Annotated in this window: 21 protein-coding genes; 15 read left to right on the plus strand and 6 right to left on the minus strand. The window is 70.6% G+C overall.

The window, feature by feature from the left end:
• The first annotated feature begins 3 nt into the window (after positions 1-3).
• Complete coding sequence (locus tag ACIPK3_RS11880; protein WP_402568687.1) at positions 4-1155, plus strand: NADH-quinone oxidoreductase subunit D; 1152 nt, start codon at positions 4-6, stop codon at positions 1153-1155.
• 33 nt (positions 1156-1188) lie between these two features.
• Here the strand turns inward: ACIPK3_RS11880 and ACIPK3_RS11885 are convergent, their stop codons facing one another.
• Positions 1189-2250: an SAM-dependent methyltransferase gene (locus tag ACIPK3_RS11885; protein WP_402568556.1), complete on the minus strand. Its 1062-nt coding sequence runs from the start codon at positions 2248-2250 to the stop codon at positions 1189-1191.
• A gap of 118 nt (positions 2251-2368) precedes the next feature.
• Here ACIPK3_RS11885 and ACIPK3_RS11890 point away from each other — a divergent pair, with 118 nt between their 5' ends.
• Both ACIPK3_RS11890 and ACIPK3_RS11895 read left to right on the plus strand, forming a co-directional pair.
• The gene (locus ACIPK3_RS11890) at positions 2369-3574 is read left to right on the plus strand and encodes a sensor histidine kinase (RefSeq protein ID WP_402568557.1); all 1206 of its coding nucleotides are present in this window, start codon (positions 2369-2371) and stop codon (positions 3572-3574) included.
• Between the two features lie 59 nt (positions 3575-3633).
• Complete coding sequence (locus ACIPK3_RS11895; RefSeq protein ID WP_402568559.1) at positions 3634-4302, plus strand: response regulator; 669 nt, start codon at positions 3634-3636, stop codon at positions 4300-4302.
• 34 nt (positions 4303-4336) lie between these two features.
• Here ACIPK3_RS11895 and ACIPK3_RS11900 read toward each other — a convergent pair whose 3' ends face one another.
• Both ACIPK3_RS11900 and ACIPK3_RS11905 read right to left on the minus strand, forming a co-directional pair.
• Entirely contained in the window at positions 4337-6007 is a 1671-nt protein-coding gene (locus tag ACIPK3_RS11900) for an arylsulfotransferase family protein (protein WP_402568561.1), read from the minus strand.
• 108 nt (positions 6008-6115) lie between these two features.
• Positions 6116-7303 carry a threonine aldolase family protein gene (locus ACIPK3_RS11905; RefSeq protein WP_402568563.1) on the minus strand — a complete coding sequence of 396 codons (1188 nt, stop codon included), beginning with the start codon at positions 7301-7303 and terminating at the stop codon, positions 6116-6118.
• A 171-nt stretch (positions 7304-7474) separates the two neighbouring features.
• On the opposite strand from ACIPK3_RS11905, the gene ACIPK3_RS11910 reads away from it, so the two are divergent.
• The 10 genes from ACIPK3_RS11910 to ACIPK3_RS11955 all read left to right on the plus strand — a co-directional run bounded on the left by ACIPK3_RS11910 (position 7475) and on the right by ACIPK3_RS11955 (position 15631).
• Positions 7475-8428: a Rossmann-like and DUF2520 domain-containing protein gene (locus ACIPK3_RS11910; RefSeq protein ID WP_402568565.1), complete on the plus strand. Its 954-nt coding sequence runs from the start codon at positions 7475-7477 to the stop codon at positions 8426-8428.
• On the plus strand, positions 8428-9438 hold the full coding sequence (panC, locus tag ACIPK3_RS11915) for a pantoate--beta-alanine ligase (protein ID WP_402568567.1): 1011 nt from the start codon (positions 8428-8430) through the stop codon (positions 9436-9438). Before ACIPK3_RS11910 ends, panC begins: the two co-directional genes overlap by 1 nt.
• A complete protein-coding gene (locus ACIPK3_RS11920; RefSeq protein WP_402568569.1) occupies positions 9435-11165 on the plus strand; it encodes an L-aspartate oxidase in 1731 nt (576 codons plus the stop codon). The genes panC and ACIPK3_RS11920 overlap by 4 nt, the downstream gene beginning before the upstream one ends.
• Positions 11162-12163: a carboxylating nicotinate-nucleotide diphosphorylase gene (nadC, locus tag ACIPK3_RS11925; RefSeq protein WP_402568570.1), complete on the plus strand. Its 1002-nt coding sequence runs from the start codon at positions 11162-11164 to the stop codon at positions 12161-12163. The genes ACIPK3_RS11920 and nadC overlap by 4 nt, the downstream gene beginning before the upstream one ends.
• 5 nt (positions 12164-12168) lie before the next feature.
• Entirely contained in the window at positions 12169-12966 is a 798-nt protein-coding gene (locus ACIPK3_RS11930) for a type III pantothenate kinase (RefSeq protein WP_402568572.1), read from the plus strand.
• Between the two features lie 148 nt (positions 12967-13114).
• Positions 13115-13741 carry a hypothetical protein gene (locus tag ACIPK3_RS11935; protein WP_402568689.1) on the plus strand — a complete coding sequence of 209 codons (627 nt, stop codon included), beginning with the start codon at positions 13115-13117 and terminating at the stop codon, positions 13739-13741.
• A gap of 48 nt (positions 13742-13789) precedes the next feature.
• Positions 13790-13969, plus strand: a complete 180-nt coding sequence (locus ACIPK3_RS11940; protein ID WP_402568574.1) for a hypothetical protein — start codon at positions 13790-13792, stop codon at positions 13967-13969.
• A gap of 111 nt (positions 13970-14080) precedes the next feature.
• Positions 14081-14518, plus strand: a complete 438-nt coding sequence (locus tag ACIPK3_RS11945) for a BlaI/MecI/CopY family transcriptional regulator (protein WP_402568576.1) — start codon at positions 14081-14083, stop codon at positions 14516-14518.
• A 9-nt stretch (positions 14519-14527) separates the two neighbouring features.
• A complete protein-coding gene (locus tag ACIPK3_RS11950) occupies positions 14528-15061 on the plus strand; it encodes an amino-acid N-acetyltransferase (RefSeq protein WP_402568578.1) in 534 nt (177 codons plus the stop codon).
• A gap of 234 nt (positions 15062-15295) precedes the next feature.
• The gene (locus ACIPK3_RS11955; protein ID WP_402568580.1) at positions 15296-15631 is read left to right on the plus strand and encodes an Lsr2 family protein; all 336 of its coding nucleotides are present in this window, start codon (positions 15296-15298) and stop codon (positions 15629-15631) included.
• Here ACIPK3_RS11955 and ACIPK3_RS11960 read toward each other — a convergent pair.
• A complete protein-coding gene (locus ACIPK3_RS11960) occupies positions 15610-16176 on the minus strand; it encodes an SCO3374 family protein (protein WP_402568582.1) in 567 nt (188 codons plus the stop codon). The two genes, ACIPK3_RS11955 and ACIPK3_RS11960, sit on opposite strands and share 22 nt — an antisense overlap.
• Positions 16177-16653: 477 nt before the next feature.
• Between ACIPK3_RS11960 and ACIPK3_RS11965 the strand changes: the two genes are divergently transcribed.
• Positions 16654-19176, plus strand: coding sequence for an ATP-dependent Clp protease ATP-binding subunit (locus tag ACIPK3_RS11965; RefSeq protein WP_402568584.1), 2523 nt, complete (start codon positions 16654-16656; stop codon positions 19174-19176).
• Positions 19177-19256: 80 nt separating this feature from the next.
• Here ACIPK3_RS11965 and ACIPK3_RS11970 read toward each other — a convergent pair whose 3' ends face one another.
• Positions 19257-19868 (minus strand): HAD family acid phosphatase, encoded by a 612-nt coding sequence (locus ACIPK3_RS11970; RefSeq protein ID WP_402568586.1) that lies wholly within the window; start codon positions 19866-19868, stop codon positions 19257-19259.
• Positions 19869-20299: 431 nt separating this feature from the next.
• Here ACIPK3_RS11970 and ACIPK3_RS11975 point away from each other — a divergent pair, with 431 nt between their 5' ends.
• Positions 20300-20851 (plus strand): M23 family metallopeptidase, encoded by a 552-nt coding sequence (locus tag ACIPK3_RS11975; RefSeq protein WP_402568588.1) that lies wholly within the window; start codon positions 20300-20302, stop codon positions 20849-20851.
• Here the strand turns inward: ACIPK3_RS11975 and ACIPK3_RS11980 are convergent.
• Positions 20848-21447 (minus strand): TetR/AcrR family transcriptional regulator, encoded by a 600-nt coding sequence (locus tag ACIPK3_RS11980; protein WP_402568590.1) that lies wholly within the window; start codon positions 21445-21447, stop codon positions 20848-20850. The genes ACIPK3_RS11975 and ACIPK3_RS11980 overlap by 4 nt on opposite strands.
• Positions 21448-21549: the final 102 nt, after the last annotated feature.

Here is a 21549-nt window from a genome sequence, read left to right on the forward strand (position 1 = left end):
CCCATGACGGAGACCACGGAGACGACGGTCGGGATCGGCGGCGCCGCCGAGAGCACCGACATGGTGCTGAACATCGGCCCGCAGCACCCCTCCACGCACGGCGTGCTGCGGCTGCGGCTCGTGTTGGACGGCGAGCGCATCGTGCACGCGGAGCCGGTGATCGGCTATATGCACCGCGGCGCGGAGAAGCTTTTCGAGGCCCGCGACTACCGTCAGATCATCATGCTCGCCAACCGCCACGACTGGCTGTCGGCGTTCTCCAACGAGCTGGGCGTGGTGCTCGCCGTGGAGCGGATGCTCGGCATGGAGGTGCCCGAGCGCGCGGTGTGGACACGCACACTGCTCGCCGAGCTGAACCGGGTGCTGAACCATCTGATGTTCCTCGGGTCCTACCCGCTGGAGCTGGGCGGCATCACCCCGGTGTTCTACGCGTTCCGGGAGCGCGAAGTCCTCCAGAACGTGATGGAGGAGGTCTCCGGCGGGCGCATGCACTACATGTTCAACCGCGTCGGCGGCCTGAAGGAGGACATCCCCGCCGGATGGGCCACCCGCGCGCGCGAGGCCGTCGCCGCGGTGCGCTCGCGCATGGACGTCTACGACGACCTGGTCCTCGGCAACGAGATCTTCCGCGGACGCACCCGGGGCGTGGGCGCGCTCACCCCGAGGGCCGTGCACGCGTACGGCGTGAGCGGGCCGATCGCGCGTGCCTCGGGTGTCGACTTCGACCTGCGGCGCGACGAGCCCTACCTGGCGTACGGGGAACTCCAGGACACCCTCAAGGTGGTGACCCGTACCGAGGGCGACTGCCTGGCCCGTTTCGAGTGCCTCCTGGAGCAGACGCACAACGCCCTCGACCTGGCCGACGTCTGCCTGGCCCGGCTCGCCGAGCTGCCCCCGGGACCGATCAACCAGCGGCTCCCGAAGGTCCTCAAGGCACCCGAGGGCCACACCTACGCCTGGACCGAGAACCCGCTCGGCATCAACGGCTACTACCTGGTCAGCAAGGGCGAGAAGACGCCGTACCGGCTGAAGCTGCGGTCGGCGTCGTACAACAACATCCAGGTCCTGACCGAGCTGCTGCCGGGCACGCTGATCGCGGACATGGTGGCGATCCTGGGGTCGATGTTCTTCGTGGTGGGCGACATCGACAAGTGAGGCCAAGTAATGCCAAGTGATGGCAAGTGACCGTCACCGGACGAGCGCGTCCGGGATCCCGACGGGCTGGAGGAGCCAGCCGAAGCCGCCGAGGCCGTCCGGTGCGGTGAGTTCGGCGGCCTCGCCGACCCCCGCGAGGGCGCGCAGGTAGCCCCGCGGGTCGCTGGTGGCGAGCGTGAGCGGGGGGCGTACGGCGGTGATGCCCAGGGCGTGCAGCGCGTCGCGTTGGGTGAGCAGGCGTGCGGGGGGCAGCGTGCGCGCCGTGGGAGCAGCCGCGCAGGCGTCCAGTGCGACGTGCGCGGTGATGTCGCACGAGCCGTCCGGCACGGGCGCCGTCTCCCGTCCCTCCCGAAAGCCGGTGAGCGTCCCGAACGGCGGGCGCGCGCCAAGGGAGTGCGCGTAGTCCACGGCCACCGCGAGCCCCCGCGCGACGCGCGAGACCGCCGCCGCCCACGCGATGTCGCGGGGCAGCCCGATCTCCGCGCGCAGCCCCTCCGCCTGTTCGGCCTCCTCGGCCTCCGCCGCCAGCGGCCACCACCGGCCGAGCCACTCGGCCGCCGCCCCCGACACGGGCGCCCCGAGCCGCTCGGTGCCGTCGTCCCGCACGAGCACCAGCCGCGGGACGCCCGCGGAGTCGACCTCGGCGACGTCCACGGGCACGTTGTCCAGCCACTCGTTGGCGAAGAGCAGCCCGGTGACGTCCTCGGGAGGCTCACTCAGCCAGGTGATCCGTCCGTCGAGCCCCTCGGGGCGGCCGACCAGCTCGACGGCGTACCCGCGCGCGCGGGCGGCCACCTCGGCGGGAAGCGCGGCGAGTACTCCGGTCACCAGCTCGCCCCGTCCGGCGCCCATGTCCACGAAGTCCAGCGTGGCGGGCCGGCCCAGCGCCTCGTCCACCCGGCACAGCAGCTCGGCGACGGCGCGGGCGTACAGCGCGGAGGCGTGCACGGAGGTGCGGAAGTGTCCGGCGGGGCCCTCGGGGCGCCGGTAGAAGCCGCCGGGACCGTAGAGGGCGGTCTCGGCCGCCGCGCGCCAGCCTCGCCGGCCGTCCCGCGCGGTGTCCCCGGTGGCGTCCCCCGTGGTGTCTTCCGTCACTGGAACAGACTAGGCGCACAGGTGATCAGGTCCTCCACCTTGGGGAGTAGGCGCCCGGGGCGTGGATCGGCCCTCCGGTTGACCCCGGCACGCTTTCCGCTTCCCTACGCTGGGTTACGTGCAGCGCCTTTATGACTTCCTCCGCAGGCACCCGACATGGGTCGACACCTTCTGGGCCGTCGTCCTCTTCGGGCTCTCCGGCGTGAGCGTGGTGAGTGTCAGCGGGGAGCGCGCGCAGCACATGCCGGTCGTCCCGGGGCTGGTGGCGTCCGCCGTCCTGTGCGTCGTCGTGGCGCTGCGCCGCCGCTTCCCCGAGCGGATGCTGCTGCTGGCGCTCGCGACCGGACTGGCCCAGCTGATCCTGGACGTCGAGACGACCGTCGCCGACTTCGCGATGCTGGTGATCACCTACACGGTCGCCACGATGGGCGCCCGCTGGGCCTCCCGGCTGGCGCTCACGGTGAGCCTGTGTGCTGCCGCCCTGGCACAGCTGCGCTGGCCGGACCCCGCGGCCGGGATGTTCGGGCAGCTGGCGATCGTCGTGTTCCAGACCGTGCCGTTCGCCCTCGCCTGGGTGCTCGGCGACTCCATGCGCACCCGCCGCGCCTACTTCGCGCAGCTGGAGGAGCGGGCCGCCCGGCTGGAGAAGGAGCGCGAGGCCCAGGCCAAGGTCGCGGTGGCCGCCGAGCGCGCCCGGATCGCGCGGGAGCTGCACGACGTGGTCGCGCACAATGTGTCCGTGATGGTGGTACAGGCCGACGGCGCCGCCTACGTCCTCGACGCGGCCCCCGACCAGGCGAAGAAGGCCCTGGAGACGATCTCCTCCACCGGCCGCCAGGCCCTCGCCGAGATGCGCCGCCTGCTGGGCGTGCTGCGCACCGGTGAGCACCAGGAGGTCGGCGAGTACGTCCCGCAGCCCGACGTGAACCAGATCGACGACCTGGTCGAGCAGTGCCGCAGCGCCGGCCTGCCCGTCGACTTCAAGGTCGAGGGCAATCCGCGCCCGCTGCCCAGCGGCCTCGAACTCACCGCGTACCGCATCGTGCAGGAGGCGCTGACCAACACGCGCAAGCACGGCGGGCCCAACGCGGGCGCCAGCGTCCGCCTCGTCTACTTCGACGACGGCCTCGGCCTCCTCGTCGAGGACGACGGCAAGGGCGCCCCGCACGAGCTCTACGAGGAAGGCGGCGCCGACGGCCAGGGCCACGGCCTGATCGGCATGCGCGAACGCGTGGGCATGGTGGGCGGCACCCTCGACGCGGGCCCGCGCCCCGGGGGAGGCTTCCGCATCAGCGTCCTGCTGCCGCTCAAACCGGCGCACTGACGCCGCGCGCCCCCCGAGATCCACCAAGCAGTCGCAATGACGGAACGGAAGATGCCCCGATGACGATCCGCGTGATGCTCGTCGACGACCAGGTCCTGCTACGCACCGGTTTCCGGATGGTGCTCGACGCGCAGCCCGACATGGAGGTCGTCGCCGAGGCGGGTGACGGGGTCGAGGCCCTTCAGGTGCTGCGGTCCACCGCCGTGGACGTCGTGCTGATGGACGTCCGCATGCCGAAGCTGGACGGGGTCGAGACCACTCGCCGTGTCTGCGCCGAGCCCAACCCTCCGAAGGTGCTGATCCTGACCACCTTCGACCTGGACGAGTACGCGTTCTCGGGGCTCAAGGCGGGCGCGTCCGGGTTCATGCTCAAGGACGTGCCGCCCGGCGAACTCCTGACCGCGATCCGCTCGGTGCACAGCGGGGACGCCGTCGTCGCCCCGTCCACCACCCGCCGCCTCCTGGACCGCTTCGCCCCGATGCTGCCCGCCACCGGCGGGGAACCCCGGCAGAAGGAGCTGGAGCGGCTCACCGAACGCGAGCGCGAGGTCATGATCCTCGTCGCCCAGGGTCTGTCCAACGGCGAGATCGCGGCCCGGCTGGTGCTGTCCGAGGCGACCGTGAAGACCCACGTCGGCCGCATCCTGACCAAGCTCGGCCTGCGCGACCGCGTCCAGGTGGTGGTCCTGGCGTACGAGACGGGGCTGGTCCGGGCGGGCGGCCGCTGACCCAGGCGCCCGCCCGCGTGGGCCTCCGCGGGCTTCAGTGGGACGCGGTCACGACGCCCGAGGACTTGAGGACGCGGCCCTTCTCGTCCAGCGCCTGGACCTGGAAGTACGGTCCCGGCGCGGCCGTCGGGACCGCTGTCTCGAACCCCGTCCGCACGGCGTGCCGTACCACCACCGACAGGGACTTGGGGCTCGGTCCCGCGAGCACCCGCCACGCCCTGGTCTGCGTCGAGCCGTTCCAGGAGGCGTAGACGACGGTGTTTCCGGCGCCCGTCCTGGCCGCGGCGCTCGGCGGATAGTAGGGCTTGCCGGTCCACTCGTTCCGGAAGGCCCGGTACGAGATGTTCGAGCCCGGTGTCCTCGCGTCGTAGAGCAGGTTCTCCAGTCCGCTGCCCTGTGTGTTTCCCGCGTTGGCGTACTCCGAGTAGTACGAGTTCTGACCCCATCCGATGAACTTGTCGCCGTTCTTCAGGGCCTGGGTGTTGCCCTGGGACGCCGAGAAGAGCGGCGGCTCGTGGTAGTAGGTCCGCGCGGTGGTCGCGTGGTGGTCGGTGAAGTCCAGGTTCAGGACCAGGCCGTGCGACTCCTGTTCCGGTGCGCTGTCCGACTGGCCGCAGCAGCCGTCGTCGAACATGCTGATCTTGTGGTCCGGGCCGTACCGCGCGTCGTGCTGCCAGTAGAAGTCGGCCCGGGGACCGAAGGTGAAGTCGCTCTTCTTGCCGCCCAGTTGCCAGTGGGTCTTCCCGGTCTTCCTGGAGATCTCGTAGATCGCCCAGAAGTTCCGGAGCGAGATCAGCAGTTCCCCGTCGGGTCCCTCGTCGAGCGAGTTCAGGTGGTAGGCGTCCCACACCCCGCCGGACGTCGCCGCGTCGGAGGCCGGCACCTCGGACTCGGCGGGGTCCAGGTGATCCAGCAGGTCCCAGGAGAAGACCAGTCTTCCGGTCTTCAGGTCGACTTCCTGGATCTCGCTGTCCAGGATGGCCCCGTCCCTGGGACCCCCGTAGCGGGTGAGGTCCATGGGGACGGGCTTGGTCGCGATGAAGAGCGCGGTCCCCCTGCGCGTCAGGAGGAACTCGTGCTCGTCCGGGTAGAAGCCGTGATGCGCGAAGACCGTCCTGAGCAGGCGGTAGTGATCGTCGTAGATGTAGTAGCACCCGCCCGGCTCCGGAGCGCCGCCCGGCAGGTTCGTATAGGCGGGCGGGATGGCGATGGAGCCCTGCCACCAGGTCAGCACCGGCTGTGCCTTGCCGGTTTTGGGATCGCGATACGTCTGGACCTTGAAGTCCGTGTTCTGGAGGTCGGGGGAGGACAGGGGACGGAACCACACCGGATCGCCGGAGTTCTCGGACATCAGCGCCCCCGTCTGACCGAACACCGAGGTGCCGATGGCGTAGGGGCCGACGAAGATCCTGCCGCGAGCTGTCCCGGGCCTGTCGGCGGTCACCGTCACCCGCTGGGGGTGAAGGCCCGGCTCGGAGACGAAGCTCCATACGCCGGGGCCCGAAAGGATCGGCGGCGGGGTGGGTTCACTGCCGGACGGGGGAGCGGGCTCCGTCGCGCACAGGCGTGGCCGGTCGGGATGCGAACTCGCGGCGGCCGGGGACGGGCAGCTCGCGAAGGCGAACCCGACCGCCACCGCGCAGGCCCCCGCGGTGCGGCTCAGCCCTCTTCCGGTACCGCGAGCCCCTGGCCGGCGTTCCGTCATGTTCGGTCTCCTCACGGCTCTCCGCCTGCGACGCCAGAGCTGTCGCCCCGCTGGCGACGGTAGGTGTCATCGCGGGTCCGCGCCTGTGCGGTGGGCCATTCGGACGGATCACCTTCCCGGGTGCGGCTCCTGACGCCCCGGCAGCCGGGCCGCGAACTCCCGCACCGCCGCGCGCACGTCGTCCGCCGTCCAGTCCAGTCCCGCCGCGCTCACGGTCACTTCCGTGTAGGACAGATCCGGGCCGCCGCGGTTCCACCAGCCGGTGAAGAGGTACGTCCCCGTTTCCTCGGCCTGCCGTACCGCCGCCTCGGTGAGCACGTCGGAGTCGTACGGCAGCCAGACCTGGAACTGGTGGGTGTGCGGCTCGGCCGGGTGCAGCCGGGCCCACGGCAGCCCGGCTTCGGCGAACCCGTCCCGCAGCGCGTCGGCCACCACGCGCGCGTGGCGCACGTGGTCGGGCAGCCGGGGCAGCTCCCGGTCCAGCCCCACGAGTGCCGACAGCACGGTCGGGAACTGCTGGAAGAGCTTCCCGCCGTACCGGTGCTGCCAGGCCCTCGCCTCCTCCGTGAGCGTCCTCGGTCCCGCGAGCACGGCGCCGCCGAAGCCTTCGAGGGACTTGTAGAACGAGACGTAGACGCTGTCCGCGAGACCCGCGATCTCCGTCAGGGGGCGGCCGAAGTGGACGGTGGTCTCCCACAGGCGCGCCCCGTCGAAGTGCACGACCGCGTCCCGCTCCCGAGCCGCCTCGACGGCCGAGGTGAGCTCCTCCCAGGACGGCAGCACGAAACCCGCCTCCCTGAGCGGCAGTTCCAGCATCAGCGTCCCGAAGGGCTCCTCGAAGTCACGGATCTCGGCGGCAGTGGGAAGCCGGTGCGCCGCGCCGATCCGGACCGGGCGCAGACCGCTGACCTGGTCGAGGGCGTCCCGCTCATGGACCATGGGGTGGGCCAGCGGGTGCAGGGCGACCGCGCGGTCCCCGGTCCGGCCCGCCCAGCAGCGCAGCGCCACCTGCTGGGCCATCGTGCCGGTCGGGAAGAACACGGCGGCCTCCATGCCGAGGAGCGCGGCGACCCGCTCCTCCAGGGCCGTCACGACCCCGTTGCCGTAGACGTCAGCCTGCTGGTCGAGGTCGTACACCTCGTCCGCCGCGTCCAGCACCGCGAGCCGCTCGCGGAGCGTGCCGCGTAGGCCCTGGCGCTCCAGCGTCCGGTCCGCCCGCGCGAAGGCGGCGGCCCGCCGTGCCCGCATCCGTTCCTCGGCCGACTGCTCGTCGCTCTGATCCGCCGTATCGCTCATGCCCGGGATCATCCCGCGCCCCACTGCCCCGAACACCTGATTTTCGTACCGCGACGACGTGGGGAAACCCACAGCCTGTGGACGGCGCGATCGCCCCTCCGGCGAATAGCGTTAACATGACGAGAAATCGTCCGGTACCCCGAGCGGACTGGAACGGAAGGCCACCCTCGCGTGAGTACAGACCAACAGCCAGTCCCCAGGGACCGCCCCGCGCGGCTCACCGTCGGCGTCGTCGGCGCCGGCCGGGTGGGTCCGGTGCTGGCCGCGTCCCTGCAACTCGCCGGGCACCGTCCGGTGGCCGTCTCCGGGGTCTCCGACGCCTCCCGGCGGCGGGCCGCGCAACTGCTGCCCGACGTCCCGCTCATGCCGCCCGCCGAGGTCCTCCGCAGCGCCGACCTGGTCCTGCTCACGGTTCCCGACGACACCCTGCCCGGCCTGGTCACCGGCCTCGCCGAGACCGGCGCCGTGCGCCCCGGGCAGCTCCTCGTGCACACCTCCGGCCGGTACGGCGCGAAGGTACTCGACGCCGCCCTGCGCGCGGGCGCGCTGCCGCTGGCCCTGCACCCGGCGATGACCTTCACCGGCACCCCGGTCGACGTCCAGCGGCTCGCCGGCTGCTCCTTCGGCGTCACCGCCCCCGACGAGCTGCGACTGGCCGCCGAGGCGCTGGTCATCGAGATGGGCGGCGAGCCCGAGTGGATCGCCGAGGAGATGCGCCCGCTCTACCACGCGGCACTCGCCCTCGGCTCCAACCATCTGGTGACCCTGGTGGCCCAGTCCATGGAGCTGCTGCGCACCGCCGGTGTCGAGGCGCCCGACCGGATGCTCGGCCCGCTGCTCGGCGCCTCCCTGGACAACGCCCTGCGCTCCGGCGACGCGGCGCTCACCGGGCCCGTCGCACGTGGTGACGCGGGCACGGTCGCCGCGCACGTCGCCGAGCTGCGCAGGCACTCCCCGGGGACCGTCGCGGGCTACCTGGCGATGGCCCGTACGACCGCCGACCGCGCCCTCGCGCACGGACTGCTCAAACCGGAACTCGCCGAGAGCCTCCTCGGCGTACTGGCCGACGCGTCCACCGGAGCCACCGGCACCGGCGGCACGGGCGGCACCGAGGGGAACGACTGATGACCATCGCCCTGCTGAGCACCGCCGACGAGCTGAACGCGCGCGCACGCGAAGGCCGCCGCGCCGTCGTGATGACCATGGGCGCCCTGCACGAGGGCCACGCCACGCTGATCCGCACCGCGCGGGAGCTCGCCGGAGCGGACGGCGAGGTCGTCGTCACCGTCTTCGTCAACCCGCTCCAGTTCGGCGCGGGCGAGGACCTCGACCGCTACCCGCGCACGCTCGAAGCCGACCTGAAGATCGCCGAACAGTCGGGCGCCGACGCCGTGTTCGCCCCGTCCGTGGACGAGGTGTACCCGGGCGGCGAACCCGAGGTGCGGATCACCGCCGGCCCCATGGGCCGCCGGCTGGAGGGCGGCTCACGGCCCGGGCACTTCGACGGCATGCTCACCGTGGTCGCCAAGCTGCTCCACCTCACCCACCCCGACGCGGCCCTCTACGGCCAGAAGGACGCCCAGCAACTGGCCCTGATCCGGCGCATGGTGCGGGACCTGAACTTCGGCGTCGAGATCGTCGGCGTACCGACCGTGCGCGAGGCGGACGGCCTGGCCCTGTCCAGCCGCAACCGCTATCTCTCGCCCCGCGAACGGCAGACCGCGCTCTCGCTGTCCCAGGCACTGTTCGCGGGCCGTGACCGGCACGCGGCACAGGAGGCGCTGCGCGCGCGGGCCCGTGAGGTGCCTTCCACGCGCGCGCGTGCCGAGGCGCTCAGCGCCATAGGGGAGTCCCGCGCGGCCGCCGACGCGCACGCCGTCGCCAAGGCCGCCCCCGGGTCCGCCGCGGCCGTCCGGGCCGCCGCCCGCCTGGTCCTGGACGAGGCCGCCCGCCTGGAACCGCCCCTCGCACTCGACTACCTCGCCCTGGTCGACCCGTCCGACTTCACCGAGATCGACGACGACTTCACCGGCGAGGCCGTCCTCGCCGTCGCCGCCCGGGTCGGCAGCACCCGGCTGATCGACAACCTGCCCCTCACTTTCGGAACCCGCGAGACCTTCGGAGCCGCCTCGTGACCAGCACAGGCACCAGCACAGGCATACGACTGCACGCACCCTCCCCCGGCTGGTCCATCGCCGCGGACGTGGTCGTCGTCGGCTCCGGAGTGGCCGGTCTGACCGCGGCCCTGCGCTGCGAGGCCGCCGGCCTGCGGACGGTCGTCGTCACCAAGGCCCGACTGGACGACGGCTCCACCCGCTGGGCGCAGGGCGGCATCGCCGCGGCCCTCGGCGACGGCGACACCCCCGAACAGCACCTGGACGACACCCTGGTGGCGGGCGCGGGACTGTGCGACGAGGAGGCCGTACGGATCCTCGTCACCGAGGGCCCCGACGCCGTGCGCCGACTCATCGACACCGGGGCGCACTTCGACGAGTCCTCCGAAGGACGCCTGGAGCTCACCCGGGAGGGCGGCCACCACCGCCGGCGCATCGCGCACGCCGGAGGCGACGCCACCGGCGCGGAGATCTCCCGGGCGCTGGTCGAGGCGGTCCGCGCGCGCGGGCTGCGCACGATCGAGAACGCGCTGGTCCTCGACCTGCTCACCGACGCCGACGGCCGCACCGCCGGCATCACCCTGCACGTCATGGGCGAGGGCCAGCACGACGGCGTCGGCGCCGTGCACGCGCCCGCCGTGGTCCTCGCGACCGGCGGCATGGGCCAGGTCTTCTCCGCGACCACCAACCCGTCCGTGTCCACCGGCGACGGCGTGGCGCTCGCGCTGCGTGCCGGCGCGGAGGTCTCCGACCTGGAGTTCGTGCAGTTCCACCCCACCGTGCTGTTCCTCGGCGCCGACGCGGAGGGGCAGCAGCCGCTGGTCTCCGAGGCGGTGCGCGGCGAGGGCGCCCACCTGGTCGACGGCGACGGCGTGCGCTTCATGGCCGGTCAGCACGAGCTGGCCGAGCTGGCGCCCCGGGACATCGTCGCCAAGGCCATCATGCGGCGCATGCAGGAGCAGGACGCCGAGCACATGTTCCTCGACGCCCGGCACTTCGGCGCCGACATGTGGGAGCACCGCTTCCCGACCATCCTGGCCGCCTGCCGCGCCCACGGCATCGACCCGGTCACCGAGCCCATCCCGATCGCCCCGGCCGCCCACTACGCGTCCGGCGGCGTGCGCACCGACGCCCGCGGCCGCACCACGGTCCCGGGACTGTACGCGTGCGGCGAGGTGGCCTGCACCGGCGTGCACGGCGCGAACCGGCTCGCCTCCAACTCCCTCCTCGAAGGGCTCGTCTACGCCGAGCGGATCGCCGCCGACATCGCGGCGCGCCACGCCGGGGACGGGCTGCACGCGCGCGTGCCCGAACCGGTCGGGCAGCCGGAGACGCCCGCCCACCCGCTGCTGGCCCCCGAGGCCCGGTTCGCCATCCAGCGGATCATGACCGACGGCGCGGGTGTGCTCCGCTCCGACGCCTCCCTGACCAGGGCCGCCGACCAGCTCCAGCAGCTGCACGCCGAGGCCCGTGACGCCCTCGACGAGAACGGCAAGACCGCCGAGCCGGGAGTCGACACCTGGGAGGCCACCAACCTCATGTACGTGGCCCGGGTCCTGATCGCCGCGGCCCTGCTGCGCGAGGAGACCCGAGGCTGCCACTGGCGCGAGGACCGGTCCGGCCGTGACGACGCCGCATGGCGCCGCCACATCGTCGTACGGCTGAATCCGGACCGGTCGCTGGCCCTGCGCACCACCGACACCGCAGACTTCCCCCCGACCCGACAGCACCGTCCCCAGGAGCAGTGACAGAAGTGAGCACCGACGGCACCGACGACCTCCCTCTCGCCTCGAACGGCGGCTGCGGCGACGGCTGCGCCTGCGGGGAGGGAGGCGCCGAAGCAGACGTGTACCTCGAGTGCGGGCTCGACCCCGCGCTCGCCGGGCTGCTGGCCGACGCCGGACTCGACCCCGTGGAGGTCGAGGACATCGCGAACGTCGCCATCCAGGAGGACCTGGCGGGCGGCGTCGACGTGACGACCGTCTCTACCATCCCCGAGGACGCGGTGGCCACCGGCGACTTCACCGCCCGCGAGGCGGGCGTGGTGGCCGGTCTGCGGGTCGCCGAGGCCGTGCTCTCGGTGGTCTGCACCGACGAGTTCGAGGTCGAGCGGCACGTGGAGGACGGCGACCGGGTGGAGGCGGGACAGAAGCTCCTCACGGTCGCCACCCGCGCGCGAGACCTGCTGACCGCGGAGCGCAGCGCGCTCAACCTGCTGTGCCGCATGTCGGGCATCGCGACGGCCACCCGCGCGTGGGCGGACGCGCTGGAGGGCTCCAAGACCCGGGTCCGCGACACCCGCAAGACGACGCCCGGTCTGCGCTCGCTGGAGAAGTTCGCGGTGCGCTGCGGCGGCGGCGTCAACCACCGTATGTCGCTCTCCGACGCGGCCCTGGTGAAGGACAACCACGTCGTCGCCGCGGGCGGTGTCGCGCAGGCCTTCGAGGCCGTACGGGCGGCCTTCCCGGAGGTGCCGATCGAGGTCGAGGTCGACACCCTGCACCAGCTGCGCGAGGTCGTGGACGCGGGCGCCGACCTGATCCTGCTCGACAACTTCACGCCCATGGAGTGCGAGGAGGCCGTGGGCATCGTCGACGGCCGGGCGCTGTTGGAGGCCTCCGGCCGCCTGACTCTGGAGAACGCCGGGACGTACGCGGCCACCGGCGTGGACTTCCTGGCCGTCGGCGCCCTGACCCACTCCTCGCCGATCCTGGACATCGGCCTGGACCTGCGCGAGTCGGAGTAACGGCCATGCTGCTCACGATCGACGTCGGCAACACGCACACCGTCCTGGGCCTGTTCGACGGCGCGGACATCGTCGAGCACTGGCGCGTCTCCACGGACCCGCGCCGCACGGCGGACGAGATGGCGGTGCTGCTCCAGGGCCTGATGGGCATGCACCCGCTGCTCGGTGACGAGCTCGGGGACGGCATCGACGGCATCGCGATCGCCGCGACCGTGCCGTCCGTGCTGCACGAGCTGCGCGAGGTGACCCGGCGGTACTACGGCGACGTGCCCGCGGTGCTGGTGGAGCCCGGCGTGAAGACGGGTGTGCCGATCCAGTTCGACAACCCCAAGGAGGTCGGCGCCGACCGCATCGTCAACGCGGTGGCGGCCGTCGAGCTGTACGGCGGTCCGGCGATCGTCGTGGACCTCGGCACCGCGACCACCTTCGACGCGATCTCCGCGCGCGGGGAGTACGTCGGCGGGGTCATCGCCCCTGGCATCGAGATCTCGGTGGAGGCGCTGGGCGTCAGGGCCGCGCAGCTGCGGAAGATCGAGCTGGCCCGGCCCCGGAACGTGATCGGCAAGACCACGGTCGAGGCCATGCAGTCGGGCATCGTGTACGGGTTCGCCGGCCAGGTCGACGGGGTGGTGGGCCGGATGGCGCGCGAGCTGGCCGACGATCCGGACGACGTGACCGTGATCGCGACCGGCGGGCTGGCGCCGACGGTCCTCGGGGAGTCGTCCGTCATCGACGAGCACGAGCCGTGGCTGACGCTGATCGGACTGCGACTGGTGTACGAGCGGAACGTGTCGCGGATGTGAGCGCGTCCCACCGGCGGAACGTGGGACACGGCGTCCAGGCGAGTGGATCTCGCGCCACACCCACCCGTTAAGTCGTCTGTTATGTCGGGTTTGTCTGATTAGCGCGTATCTTCGGTGCATGCCCACGCCCTACGGATCCCGCGGCGGCATGGCGTTCGGCGCGACGGAGCTGCGAGTGCTCCGCCGCGCTCTCGCCCTCGCCCTCCATCCCGGCCCCGCCTCGGCCGAGGACGTCCAGGACTGCCTTCGCCTCGCCGATTCGCTCGACGAGGCGGTCCGCGAGGGCGCCCGGCTGCGCGCCTTCCTGGTGACCGACCTCGCCCGGTACCGCGCCGCGCTGCCCGGAACCGTCGCCGGGTACCTCACACTGCTGCGCGAGGCGCTGGGCGCCGGTTACCAGCCCGTGGCGGCCGACCTCGCGGCGCTCGGGGCGCTGCGCGGGAACCCCGCCGCCGCGAGCCTGCTGGAGCGCTGCCGGGCCCTGGCCGGCGGCGTGCGGAGTGCGCGAGCGGCGGTGTCCGGGGGGCCGGCCGTGCCCGCCTGCCGCGCACCCCTGTACGCCCCCAGGCTGACGGCGCTGCCCGGCGGTGCGGCCGGGGGCCAGGAGGGGGAATCGCCCAAGAAGCCCGCGGAGCGCCCCACCGAGCGCCCCCACCCCGGGCCGGAACCCGAGAAGCCGTCCCGTCCCATCCCCACTCCGGGTGAGGTCTTCCCCCGCCGCAAGCCGACGTCGCCGCCCTCCGGCCCGCCGCAGCAGCGGCTGGCGGCGGGCTGAACCGTGCCCCGTCCCGGACGGGCGGGCGGCGGTGGCTACCCTGGTCGCATGGACTACGTCTCCGCGCTTGTGCCCCCCATCGTGATGGCCGCCTTCTTCGTCGGGGTGGTCCGGGTGATCGTGAAGACCCAGAGCGGGGCCGCCAAGGCCAGGGAGGACGCCGCCGCCGACGCGGTCGCCGCGCGCGCGGAGGTCCTCGGGAAGACGCCCGCCGCCGGCGACGCCTGACGGACCCGGGCCCATCCGGAACGCGCCCCCTTTGTTCCTTTTGGCGCTTTGGGCGTGAAAAGTGCACGTCCGGCAGGCTATTTCCGTGCTCTCCCACTATGGTGCTGAGTTGTGCCTCGCCCACTGGGAGAACTCGAAGACGCGGTCATGACGCGGGTGTGGAAGTGGAACCGCCCGGTGACCGTTCGAGAAGTCCTCGAAGACCTTCAGCAGGAACGGTCCATCGCCTACACCACGGTGATGACCGTCCTGGACAATCTTCATCAGAAGGGCTGGGTGCGCCGCGAGGCAGAAGGCCGGGCCTATCGGTATGAGGCCGTCTCCACGCGGGCCGCGTATGCCGCCGCACTGATGAACGAAGCCTGGTCGCAGAGCGACAACCCGGCCGCCGCGCTCGTCGCCTTCTTCGGGATGATGAGCGACGAACAGCGCCAGGCCCTGCGGGACGCCGTACGCATCGTCCAGGGCCCGGAAACCCCGGATACCTCGGCCGATACCGATACCGGAGCCGAGAACCCCGGCCCCGCGCGGGACGCCGACGGGCGATAGCGTCCGCTCATGTCTGCAGAGCGCCCCGAAGTGACCGCAAAAGCCATCACCGTCCGACGGGCCCGCACCAGCGATGTGCCCGCGGTGCGCGGCCTCCTCGACGCCAACGTCCGCGCCCGCATCCTGCTCGACAAAGCGACGGTGACTCTTTACGAGGACATCCAGGAGTTCTGGGTGGCGGAACGGGACGACAACGGTGAGGTGGTCGGCTGCGGCGCCCTGCACGTGATGTGGGAAGACCTTGCGGAAGTCCGCACTCTCGCGGTCAAGCCCGGTCTGAAGGGTGCCGGTGTCGGCCACCAGTTGCTGGAGAAGTTGCTGCACACCGCGCGCTGGCTCGGTGTTCGACGAGTTTTCTGCCTGACCTTCGAAGTCGACTTCTTCGGGAAGCACGGCTTCGTGGAGATCGGCGAGACGCCCGTCGACACCGATGTCTACGCGGAGCTCTTGCGTTCCTATGACGAGGGCGTCGCGGAGTTCCTCGGTCTCGAACGAGTGAAACCGAACACCTTGGGCAACAGCCGGATGCTTCTGCATCTGTGATCGCCCGGCTTGGTCCGGCTATTCCGACGGTGCGAGTCATGCCCAGGTTCCCTATGTCCGAAACGCGCATGTTTCCGGGTAGGGATGACCCCTGAGTCTCTCCGGGGGGTTTGTGTTTTTCCCGCAAAAGCGGTTTGCTTTCCGACGTACTGCAGTACTGCATATATGAGAGGGCGGCGAAACGGCGTACGCCGCAGGCCCCGGCCCTTGTTGTTATCGATGAAAGGAAATCCGGTGGCACAGAAGGTTCAGGTCCTTCTTGTCGATGACCTCGACGGCGGCGAGGCGGACGAGACCGTCACGTTCGCGCTGGACGGCAAGACCTACGAGATCGACCTCACGACCGCCAACGCGGACAAGCTCCGTGGTCTTCTCGACCCCTACCTCAAGGGCGGCCGTCGCACCGGTGGCCGTGCCGCGGGCGGACGTGGCAAGACCCGCGTCGCCGCCGGGGGCAGCCAGGACACCGCGCAGATCCGCGCCTGGGCGAAGGAGAACGGTTACGAGGTCAACGACCGTGGCCGTGTTCCCGCGTCCATCCGCGAGGCCTACGAGAAGGCGAACGGCTGACCGACCGGCGGCCCGGCGCCTCCGCGCCGCAGCCGGATCCGGTGGCAGCGGGTCGCCACCGTGTCCACGAGTCGTACGAGATCGGGGGCGCCCCCCACGCCCCCCACAGCCGAAAGAGCCGGCAGCGGTGCCACGGTCCCGCGCCCCGGCTCGGGGGGCCGCAGCCACACGGCGGCCCCCAGCGCGTTCCGCCCGGGAGGCGGCGGAGCCTCCATGTGCCCGCCCGTGCCGAGCGCGATCAGGTCCGGGGCGAGCGCGCCCCACTCCAGCCAGTCCAGCAGCCCCGACAGTTCCTCGGCGCTGCCCGCGGCCACCAGAAACCGCATCCGGTCGCGCTGGAGGGCCACCGGAGAACCCGGCCCCAGATGTCTGAGCGCCGCGGCGCCCGCCTCGGCCGGCACGTCCAGCACGTCGAAGGCGAGGCCCGTGACAAGCCGGACCGGGTCCCCGGGCACTGTCGGCCACCCCAGTTCGTTCTCGTACCAGCGCCGGGTCGCGGCGCTCGGGTGGAGCCGTCGGCGGGGGAGGGGGATCGTGGAATCCATGGGCACCGTGCCAACCATGACAAGTCCAACCGCTGAAGGAACACACACGTTACGCTGGGTGTTCGGCTGAATGCGCAGCGTGCCCGAAATGGGCGCGCGCGGGCGTCCGGGGAGACGCAAGGTTGTTCGCCCGTAGCGGAGGGAACCGGTGCTCTCGGCATGGAGTGTCAGTCAGGACGGGTAAGACATCCCTAGTGGGAGGGGGCGACACGCAGGAAAGGCCGCCGCACGTTCGCCATCGGCGTACTGGCGAGTGGGGTAACTGCCTGGCCTGCGGGAACATCGTCTCGCACCATCGGGTTGGAGCAGGTGTCGGCGTTCAGGGTCAGGAACCGTGACTGGTTCCCACGCCAACGGAGGTGATCCGGACGGTGTCGGCAGTTGGAATGAGCGGTCCCCGCTTGCGGGACTAAGCTGCGGAAGGACAGCGAGGGGAGCGTCCCCTCATTGCCTGACCGCTCTGAGGAGCGATTAACGATGTTCGAGAGGTTCACCGACCGCGCGCGGCGGGTTGTCGTCCTGGCTCAGGAAGAAGCCCGGATGCTCAACCACAACTACATCGGCACCGAGCACATCCTCCTGGGTCTCATCCACGAGGGTGAAGGTGTCGCCGCTAAGGCCCTGGAGAGCCTCGGCATTTCGCTTGAGGCGGTCCGCCAGCAGGTGGAGGAGATCATCGGTCAGGGCCAGCAGGCCCCGTCCGGCCACATCCCCTTCACTCCCCGTGCCAAGAAGGTCCTGGAGCTGTCGCTCCGCGAGGCCCTTCAGCTGGGCCACAACTACATCGGCACGGAGCACATCCTGCTCGGCCTGATCCGCGAGGGCGAGGGCGTCGCCGCCCAGGTCCTGGTCAAGCTGGGCGCAGACCTCAACCGGGTGCGGCAGCAGGTCATCCAGCTGCTCTCCGGTTACCAGGGCAAGGAGACCGCCACCGCCGGCGGTCCCGCCGAGGGCACGCCCTCGACGTCCCTGGTCCTCGACCAGTTCGGCCGGAACCTCACCCAGGCCGCCCGCGAGTCCAAGCTCGACCCGGTCATCGGGCGCGAGAAGGAGATCGAGCGGGTCATGCAGGTGCTGTCCCGCCGCACCAAGAACAACCCGGTGCTGATCGGTGAGCCCGGCGTCGGCAAGACCGCCGTCGTCGAGGGCCTCGCCCAGGCCATCGTCAAGGGCGAGGTGCCCGAGACCCTCAAGGACAAGCACCTCTACACCCTGGACCTCGGTGCCCTGGTCGCCGGCTCCCGCTACCGCGGTGACTTCGAGGAGCGCCTGAAGAAGGTGCTCAAGGAGATCCGCACCCGCGGCGACATCATCCTGTTCATCGACGAGCTGCACACGCTGGTCGGTGCGGGTGCCGCCGAGGGCGCCATCGACGCGGCCTCCATCCTCAAGCCGATGCTGGCCCGCGGTGAGCTCCAGACCATCGGTGCCACCACGCTGGACGAGTACCGCAAGCACCTGGAGAAGGACGCGGCCCTGGAGCGCCGTTTCCAGCCCATCCAGGTCGCCGAGCCGTCCCTGCCGCACACGATCGAGATCCTCAAGGGCCTGCGCGACCGGTACGAGGCGCACCACCGCGTCTCCATCACGGACGAGGCCCTGGTCCAGGCGGCCACCCTGGCCGACCGCTACATCTCGGACCGCTTCCTGCCGGACAAGGCGATCGACCTGATCGACGAGGCCGGATCCCGGATGCGCATCCGCCGGATGACCGCTCCGCCGGACCTTCGTGAGTTCGACGAGAAGATCGCCGGTGTCCGCCGGGACAAGGAGTCCGCGATCGACTCGCAGGACTTCGAGAAGGCCGCCTCCCTGCGCGACAAGGAGAAGCAGCTCCTCGCCGCCAAGGCCAAGCGGGAGAAGGAGTGGAAGGCCGGCGACATGGACGTCGTCGCCGAGGTCGACGGCGAGCTGATCGCCGAGGTCCTCGCCACCGCCACCGGCATCCCGGTCTTCAAGCTGACCGAGGAGGAGTCCAGCCGCCTGCTCCGCATGGAGGAGGAGCTGCACAAGCGGGTCATCGGCCAGATCGACGCCGTCAAGGCGCTGTCGAAGGCGATCCGCCGTACCCGCGCCGGTCTGAAGGACCCGAAGCGTCCGGGTGGCTCGTTCATCTTCGCCGGCCCGTCCGGTGTCGGTAAGACCGAGCTGTCCAAGGCGCTCGCCGAATTCCTCTTCGGTGACGAGGACGCGCTGATCTCCCTCGACATGTCGGAGTTCAGCGAGAAGCACACGGTCTCCCGGCTCTTCGGTTCCCCGCCCGGATACGTGGGCTACGAAGAGGGCGGCCAGCTGACCGAGAAGGTCCGCCGCAAGCCGTTCTCCGTCGTTCTCTTCGACGAGGTCGAGAAGGCCCACCCGGACATCTTCAACTCGCTGCTCCAGATCCTGGAGGACGGTCGTCTGACCGACTCCCAGGGCCGGGTCGTGGACTTCAAGAACACGGTCATCATCATGACGACCAACCTCGGCACCCGGGACATCTCCAAGGGCTTCAACCTGGGCTTCGCGGCCTCGGGCGACTCGAAGACCAATTACGAGCGCATGAAGAACAAGGTCTCGGACGAGCTGAAGCAGCACTTCCGTCCCGAGTTCCTCAACCGCGTCGATGACGTGGTGGTCTTCCCGCAGCTCACGCAGGAGGACATCCTGCGGATCGTCGACCTGATGATCGGCAAGGTGGACGAGCGCCTCAAGGACCGGGACATGGGCATCGAGCTCTCCCAGACCGCCAAGGAGCTGCTGTCCAAGAAGGGCTACGACCCCGTGCTGGGTGCCCGGCCGCTGCGCCGCACCATCCAGCGCGAGATCGAGGACACCCTCTCGGAGAAGATCCTCTTCGGCGAGCTGCGCCCCGGCCACATCGTGGTCGTGGACACCGAGGGCGAGGGCGACACCAAGACCTTCACCTTCCGGGGTGAGGAGAAGTCCGCTCTGCCCGACGTCCCGCCGATCGAGCAGGCCGCCGGCGGTGGGCCGAACCTGAGCAAGGAGGCGTAAGCCGCGAGGCGACGCCAGAAAGGGGCCGGTGCTTTCGAGCACCGGCCCCTTTCGCGTATGCGCGGGATTCGCAGGGATGCCTACGAGAGCTGCCCGTCGTAGTCCGGCAGCTTGAACGTCTTCTCGGCGTGGCCGCCCGACAGGTCGGTGGCGCTGTTGCCGACGTTCGCGATGATCGTGTAGCCCTTGTTCTCGATGTCCACGCGCTGCGCGGTCTTGTAGGCGGCGACGTCCTTGAAGAGGTCGAGGAACCCGCGGACGTAGAGACCGTCGACCTCGTAGCCGTCGTGTTCGAGGTTGTACTCGGTGGGCCAGGAGATGATGCCCGGCCGGGCGGTCACGAAGAAGATGGAGACGCCGTGCTGCTGGGCGTACTTCGCGACGTTCAGAACCGGCTTGTTGGCCGGCTGCGGGAAGCTGAAGCCGAAGTCCGTCTCCAGCGTGGTGTTGTCGATGTCGAAGACGATCGCCTGCTTCTCGCCCGGCTTCGCGGCGGCGATGCGGTTCTGGACGTACGGCAGAGCCTGGTCCATGACGGACTGGCAGTCCTTCTGCCAGGTGGTGTAGTCGACCTTCGCGGAGCTGCTGGAGCTCGCGCCGGTCGCGGCGTCCGCCGGGGCGGCCGTGGCCGCGAGGGCGGCCACGGAGACGGCGGTCACGGAAATGCGGCGCGCCCAGGGGCGTGTGGTCATCGGTGGGGGTCCTCTCACGTCTTCCTGACAGGAGCATGATCCTTGGGGAGAGTGGCGCGAGGGGAACCGTAGGGTTACCGAATGGTAGGAGTACAGAGACGTGCATCACAATGACGCCGCGTGTTCACCGCCCCGCCGGTGACAAGCCGCACAGGCGAAATGTCCGGTACTAGCCGGGATAGTGGCGGTGCTTAACGGGGCAAAGTGGGACTTTTCATCCGGTGTCGCGATTGTGGATTCCGCCCTGTTGACGGCTCTGCCCGATGAGTCCGATTTCGTCAAGAAACATGGGTTTTGATGCTTCGGTACTAGCTTGTGTCGTAGCAGGGGGGTTTGAGTCCAGGCCGGATCGCGGGTTACCAAGGTTCTGCCCCGTCCGGCGGACGTCTGTGTGCCGGGTGGTCCCATGTCCCCGAACCCACGAGGTTTTGATGTTCAAGCGCGTTTCGACCCGTTCCTTCCGCACGTCCAAGCTCCGTTCCCGTGCGGCCGTCCTCGCCGCCGGTGTGGGCGTCACGGCCGTCGTGGGAGCCGGGGTCGCGAGCGCCGCCGCGCCGTCCGCCTCTTCCTGGGTGGACCCGGTGAAGAAGTACACGCTCAGCGCCAGCTTCAACCAGGCCGGCAGCCACTGGATGGCCAAGCACAGCGGTCAGGACTTCGCCGTGCCGACCGGTACCGATGTCATGGCCGCCCACGGCGGCACGGTCGTCAAGGCCGGCGGCAACGGCGCCGGTGACGGTCCCGCGTACGGCAACGCCGTCGTCATCAAGCACGGCAACGGCACCTACTCGCAGTACGCCCACCTGTCCCGGATCGACGTGAAGATCGGCCAGGTCGTCAAGACCGGTCAGCACATCGCCCGGTCCGGCAGCACCGGCAACTCGACCGGCCCGCACCTGCACTTCGAGATCCGTACGACCCCGAACTACGGCTCCGCGGTCAACCCGGTGGCCTTCCTCCACGGCAAGGGCGTGAAGCTCTAAGCTCCCGCCCTGCGGGCGCCCTCGTGCGCCTGTGTCACCAGGTCCACGGCGACCTCGAGAACGGCCTCGCGCTTCTTCTCGGGGTCGCCGTCCAGGTCCTGCATGACGAACATCCCGGCGTGCAGAGTGAAGATCGCGCTGATCGAGCGGACCTGGTCCACCAGGTCCGCTTCCGGGTCGATGATGATCTCGCGCAGGTCGCGCATGCGGTCCTTGAAGGTGTCGCCGATGCGCAGTTCCCGTACGGTCGCCTGGTTCTCCTGCATGAAGCGGAACAGCGGTGCCGCGTCGACCAGCGACTGGCTGTAGCGCCGTACGATCTCCTGCTTGGTCTCCAGGGTGTGGGGCTGCTGTCTGCCCCACTCGATCAGGTCGGCCATCGGTTTCGTCAGGTCCTCGAAGAGGCTGACGGTGATCTCTTCCTTCGTCTTGAAGTGGTAGTACAGGGCCGCCTTGGTCACGTCGAGCCGTTCGGCGATCTCCCGCAGGGAGGTCTTCTCGTAGCCCTGCTCGACGAAGAGTTCGAGCGCCACGTCCTGGATGCGCTGGCGGGTGTTGCCGCGACGCTGCTGCTTGGTGTCCATGGTGAGGCCCATCCTCGTACTCCTCGCGCTCTCGCGGAAACTTACCTGCCGCCCGGCTAGAAAACTTACTTGACGCCCGGCTAGTGCGGAAGTTACCTTCATATTGTAATCAAC

The organism is Streptomyces sp. NPDC086787 (assembly GCF_044745865.1).
Taxonomy (GTDB): Bacteria; Actinomycetota; Actinomycetes; order Streptomycetales; family Streptomycetaceae; genus Streptomyces.

Coding starts and splice junctions, on each gene's coding strand:
- ACIPK3_RS11895 (WP_402568559.1), top strand. CDS start 3,634: ATGACGATCCGCGTGATGCTCGTCGACGACCAGGTCCTGCTACGCACC.
- ACIPK3_RS11935 (WP_402568689.1), top strand. CDS start 13,115: ATGGCGTTCGGCGCGACGGAGCTGCGAGTGCTCCGCCGCGCTCTCGCC.
- ACIPK3_RS11880 (WP_402568687.1), top strand. CDS start 4: ATGACGGAGACCACGGAGACGACGGTCGGGATCGGCGGCGCCGCCGAG.
- ACIPK3_RS11930 (WP_402568572.1), top strand. CDS start 12,169: ATGCTGCTCACGATCGACGTCGGCAACACGCACACCGTCCTGGGCCTG.
- ACIPK3_RS11950 (WP_402568578.1), top strand. CDS start 14,528: ATGTCTGCAGAGCGCCCCGAAGTGACCGCAAAAGCCATCACCGTCCGA.
- ACIPK3_RS11965 (WP_402568584.1), top strand. CDS start 16,654: ATGTTCGAGAGGTTCACCGACCGCGCGCGGCGGGTTGTCGTCCTGGCT.
- ACIPK3_RS11975 (WP_402568588.1), top strand. CDS start 20,300: ATGTTCAAGCGCGTTTCGACCCGTTCCTTCCGCACGTCCAAGCTCCGT.
- ACIPK3_RS11980 (WP_402568590.1), bottom strand. CDS start 21,447: ATGGGCCTCACCATGGACACCAAGCAGCAGCGTCGCGGCAACACCCGC.
- ACIPK3_RS11905 (WP_402568563.1), bottom strand. CDS start 7,303: ATGAGCGATACGGCGGATCAGAGCGACGAGCAGTCGGCCGAGGAACGG.
- panC (WP_402568567.1), top strand. CDS start 8,428: ATGACCATCGCCCTGCTGAGCACCGCCGACGAGCTGAACGCGCGCGCA.
- ACIPK3_RS11960 (WP_402568582.1), bottom strand. CDS start 16,176: ATGGATTCCACGATCCCCCTCCCCCGCCGACGGCTCCACCCGAGCGCC.
- ACIPK3_RS11970 (WP_402568586.1), bottom strand. CDS start 19,868: ATGACCACACGCCCCTGGGCGCGCCGCATTTCCGTGACCGCCGTCTCC.
- ACIPK3_RS11940 (WP_402568574.1), top strand. CDS start 13,790: ATGGACTACGTCTCCGCGCTTGTGCCCCCCATCGTGATGGCCGCCTTC.
- ACIPK3_RS11900 (WP_402568561.1), bottom strand. CDS start 6,007: ATGACGGAACGCCGGCCAGGGGCTCGCGGTACCGGAAGAGGGCTGAGC.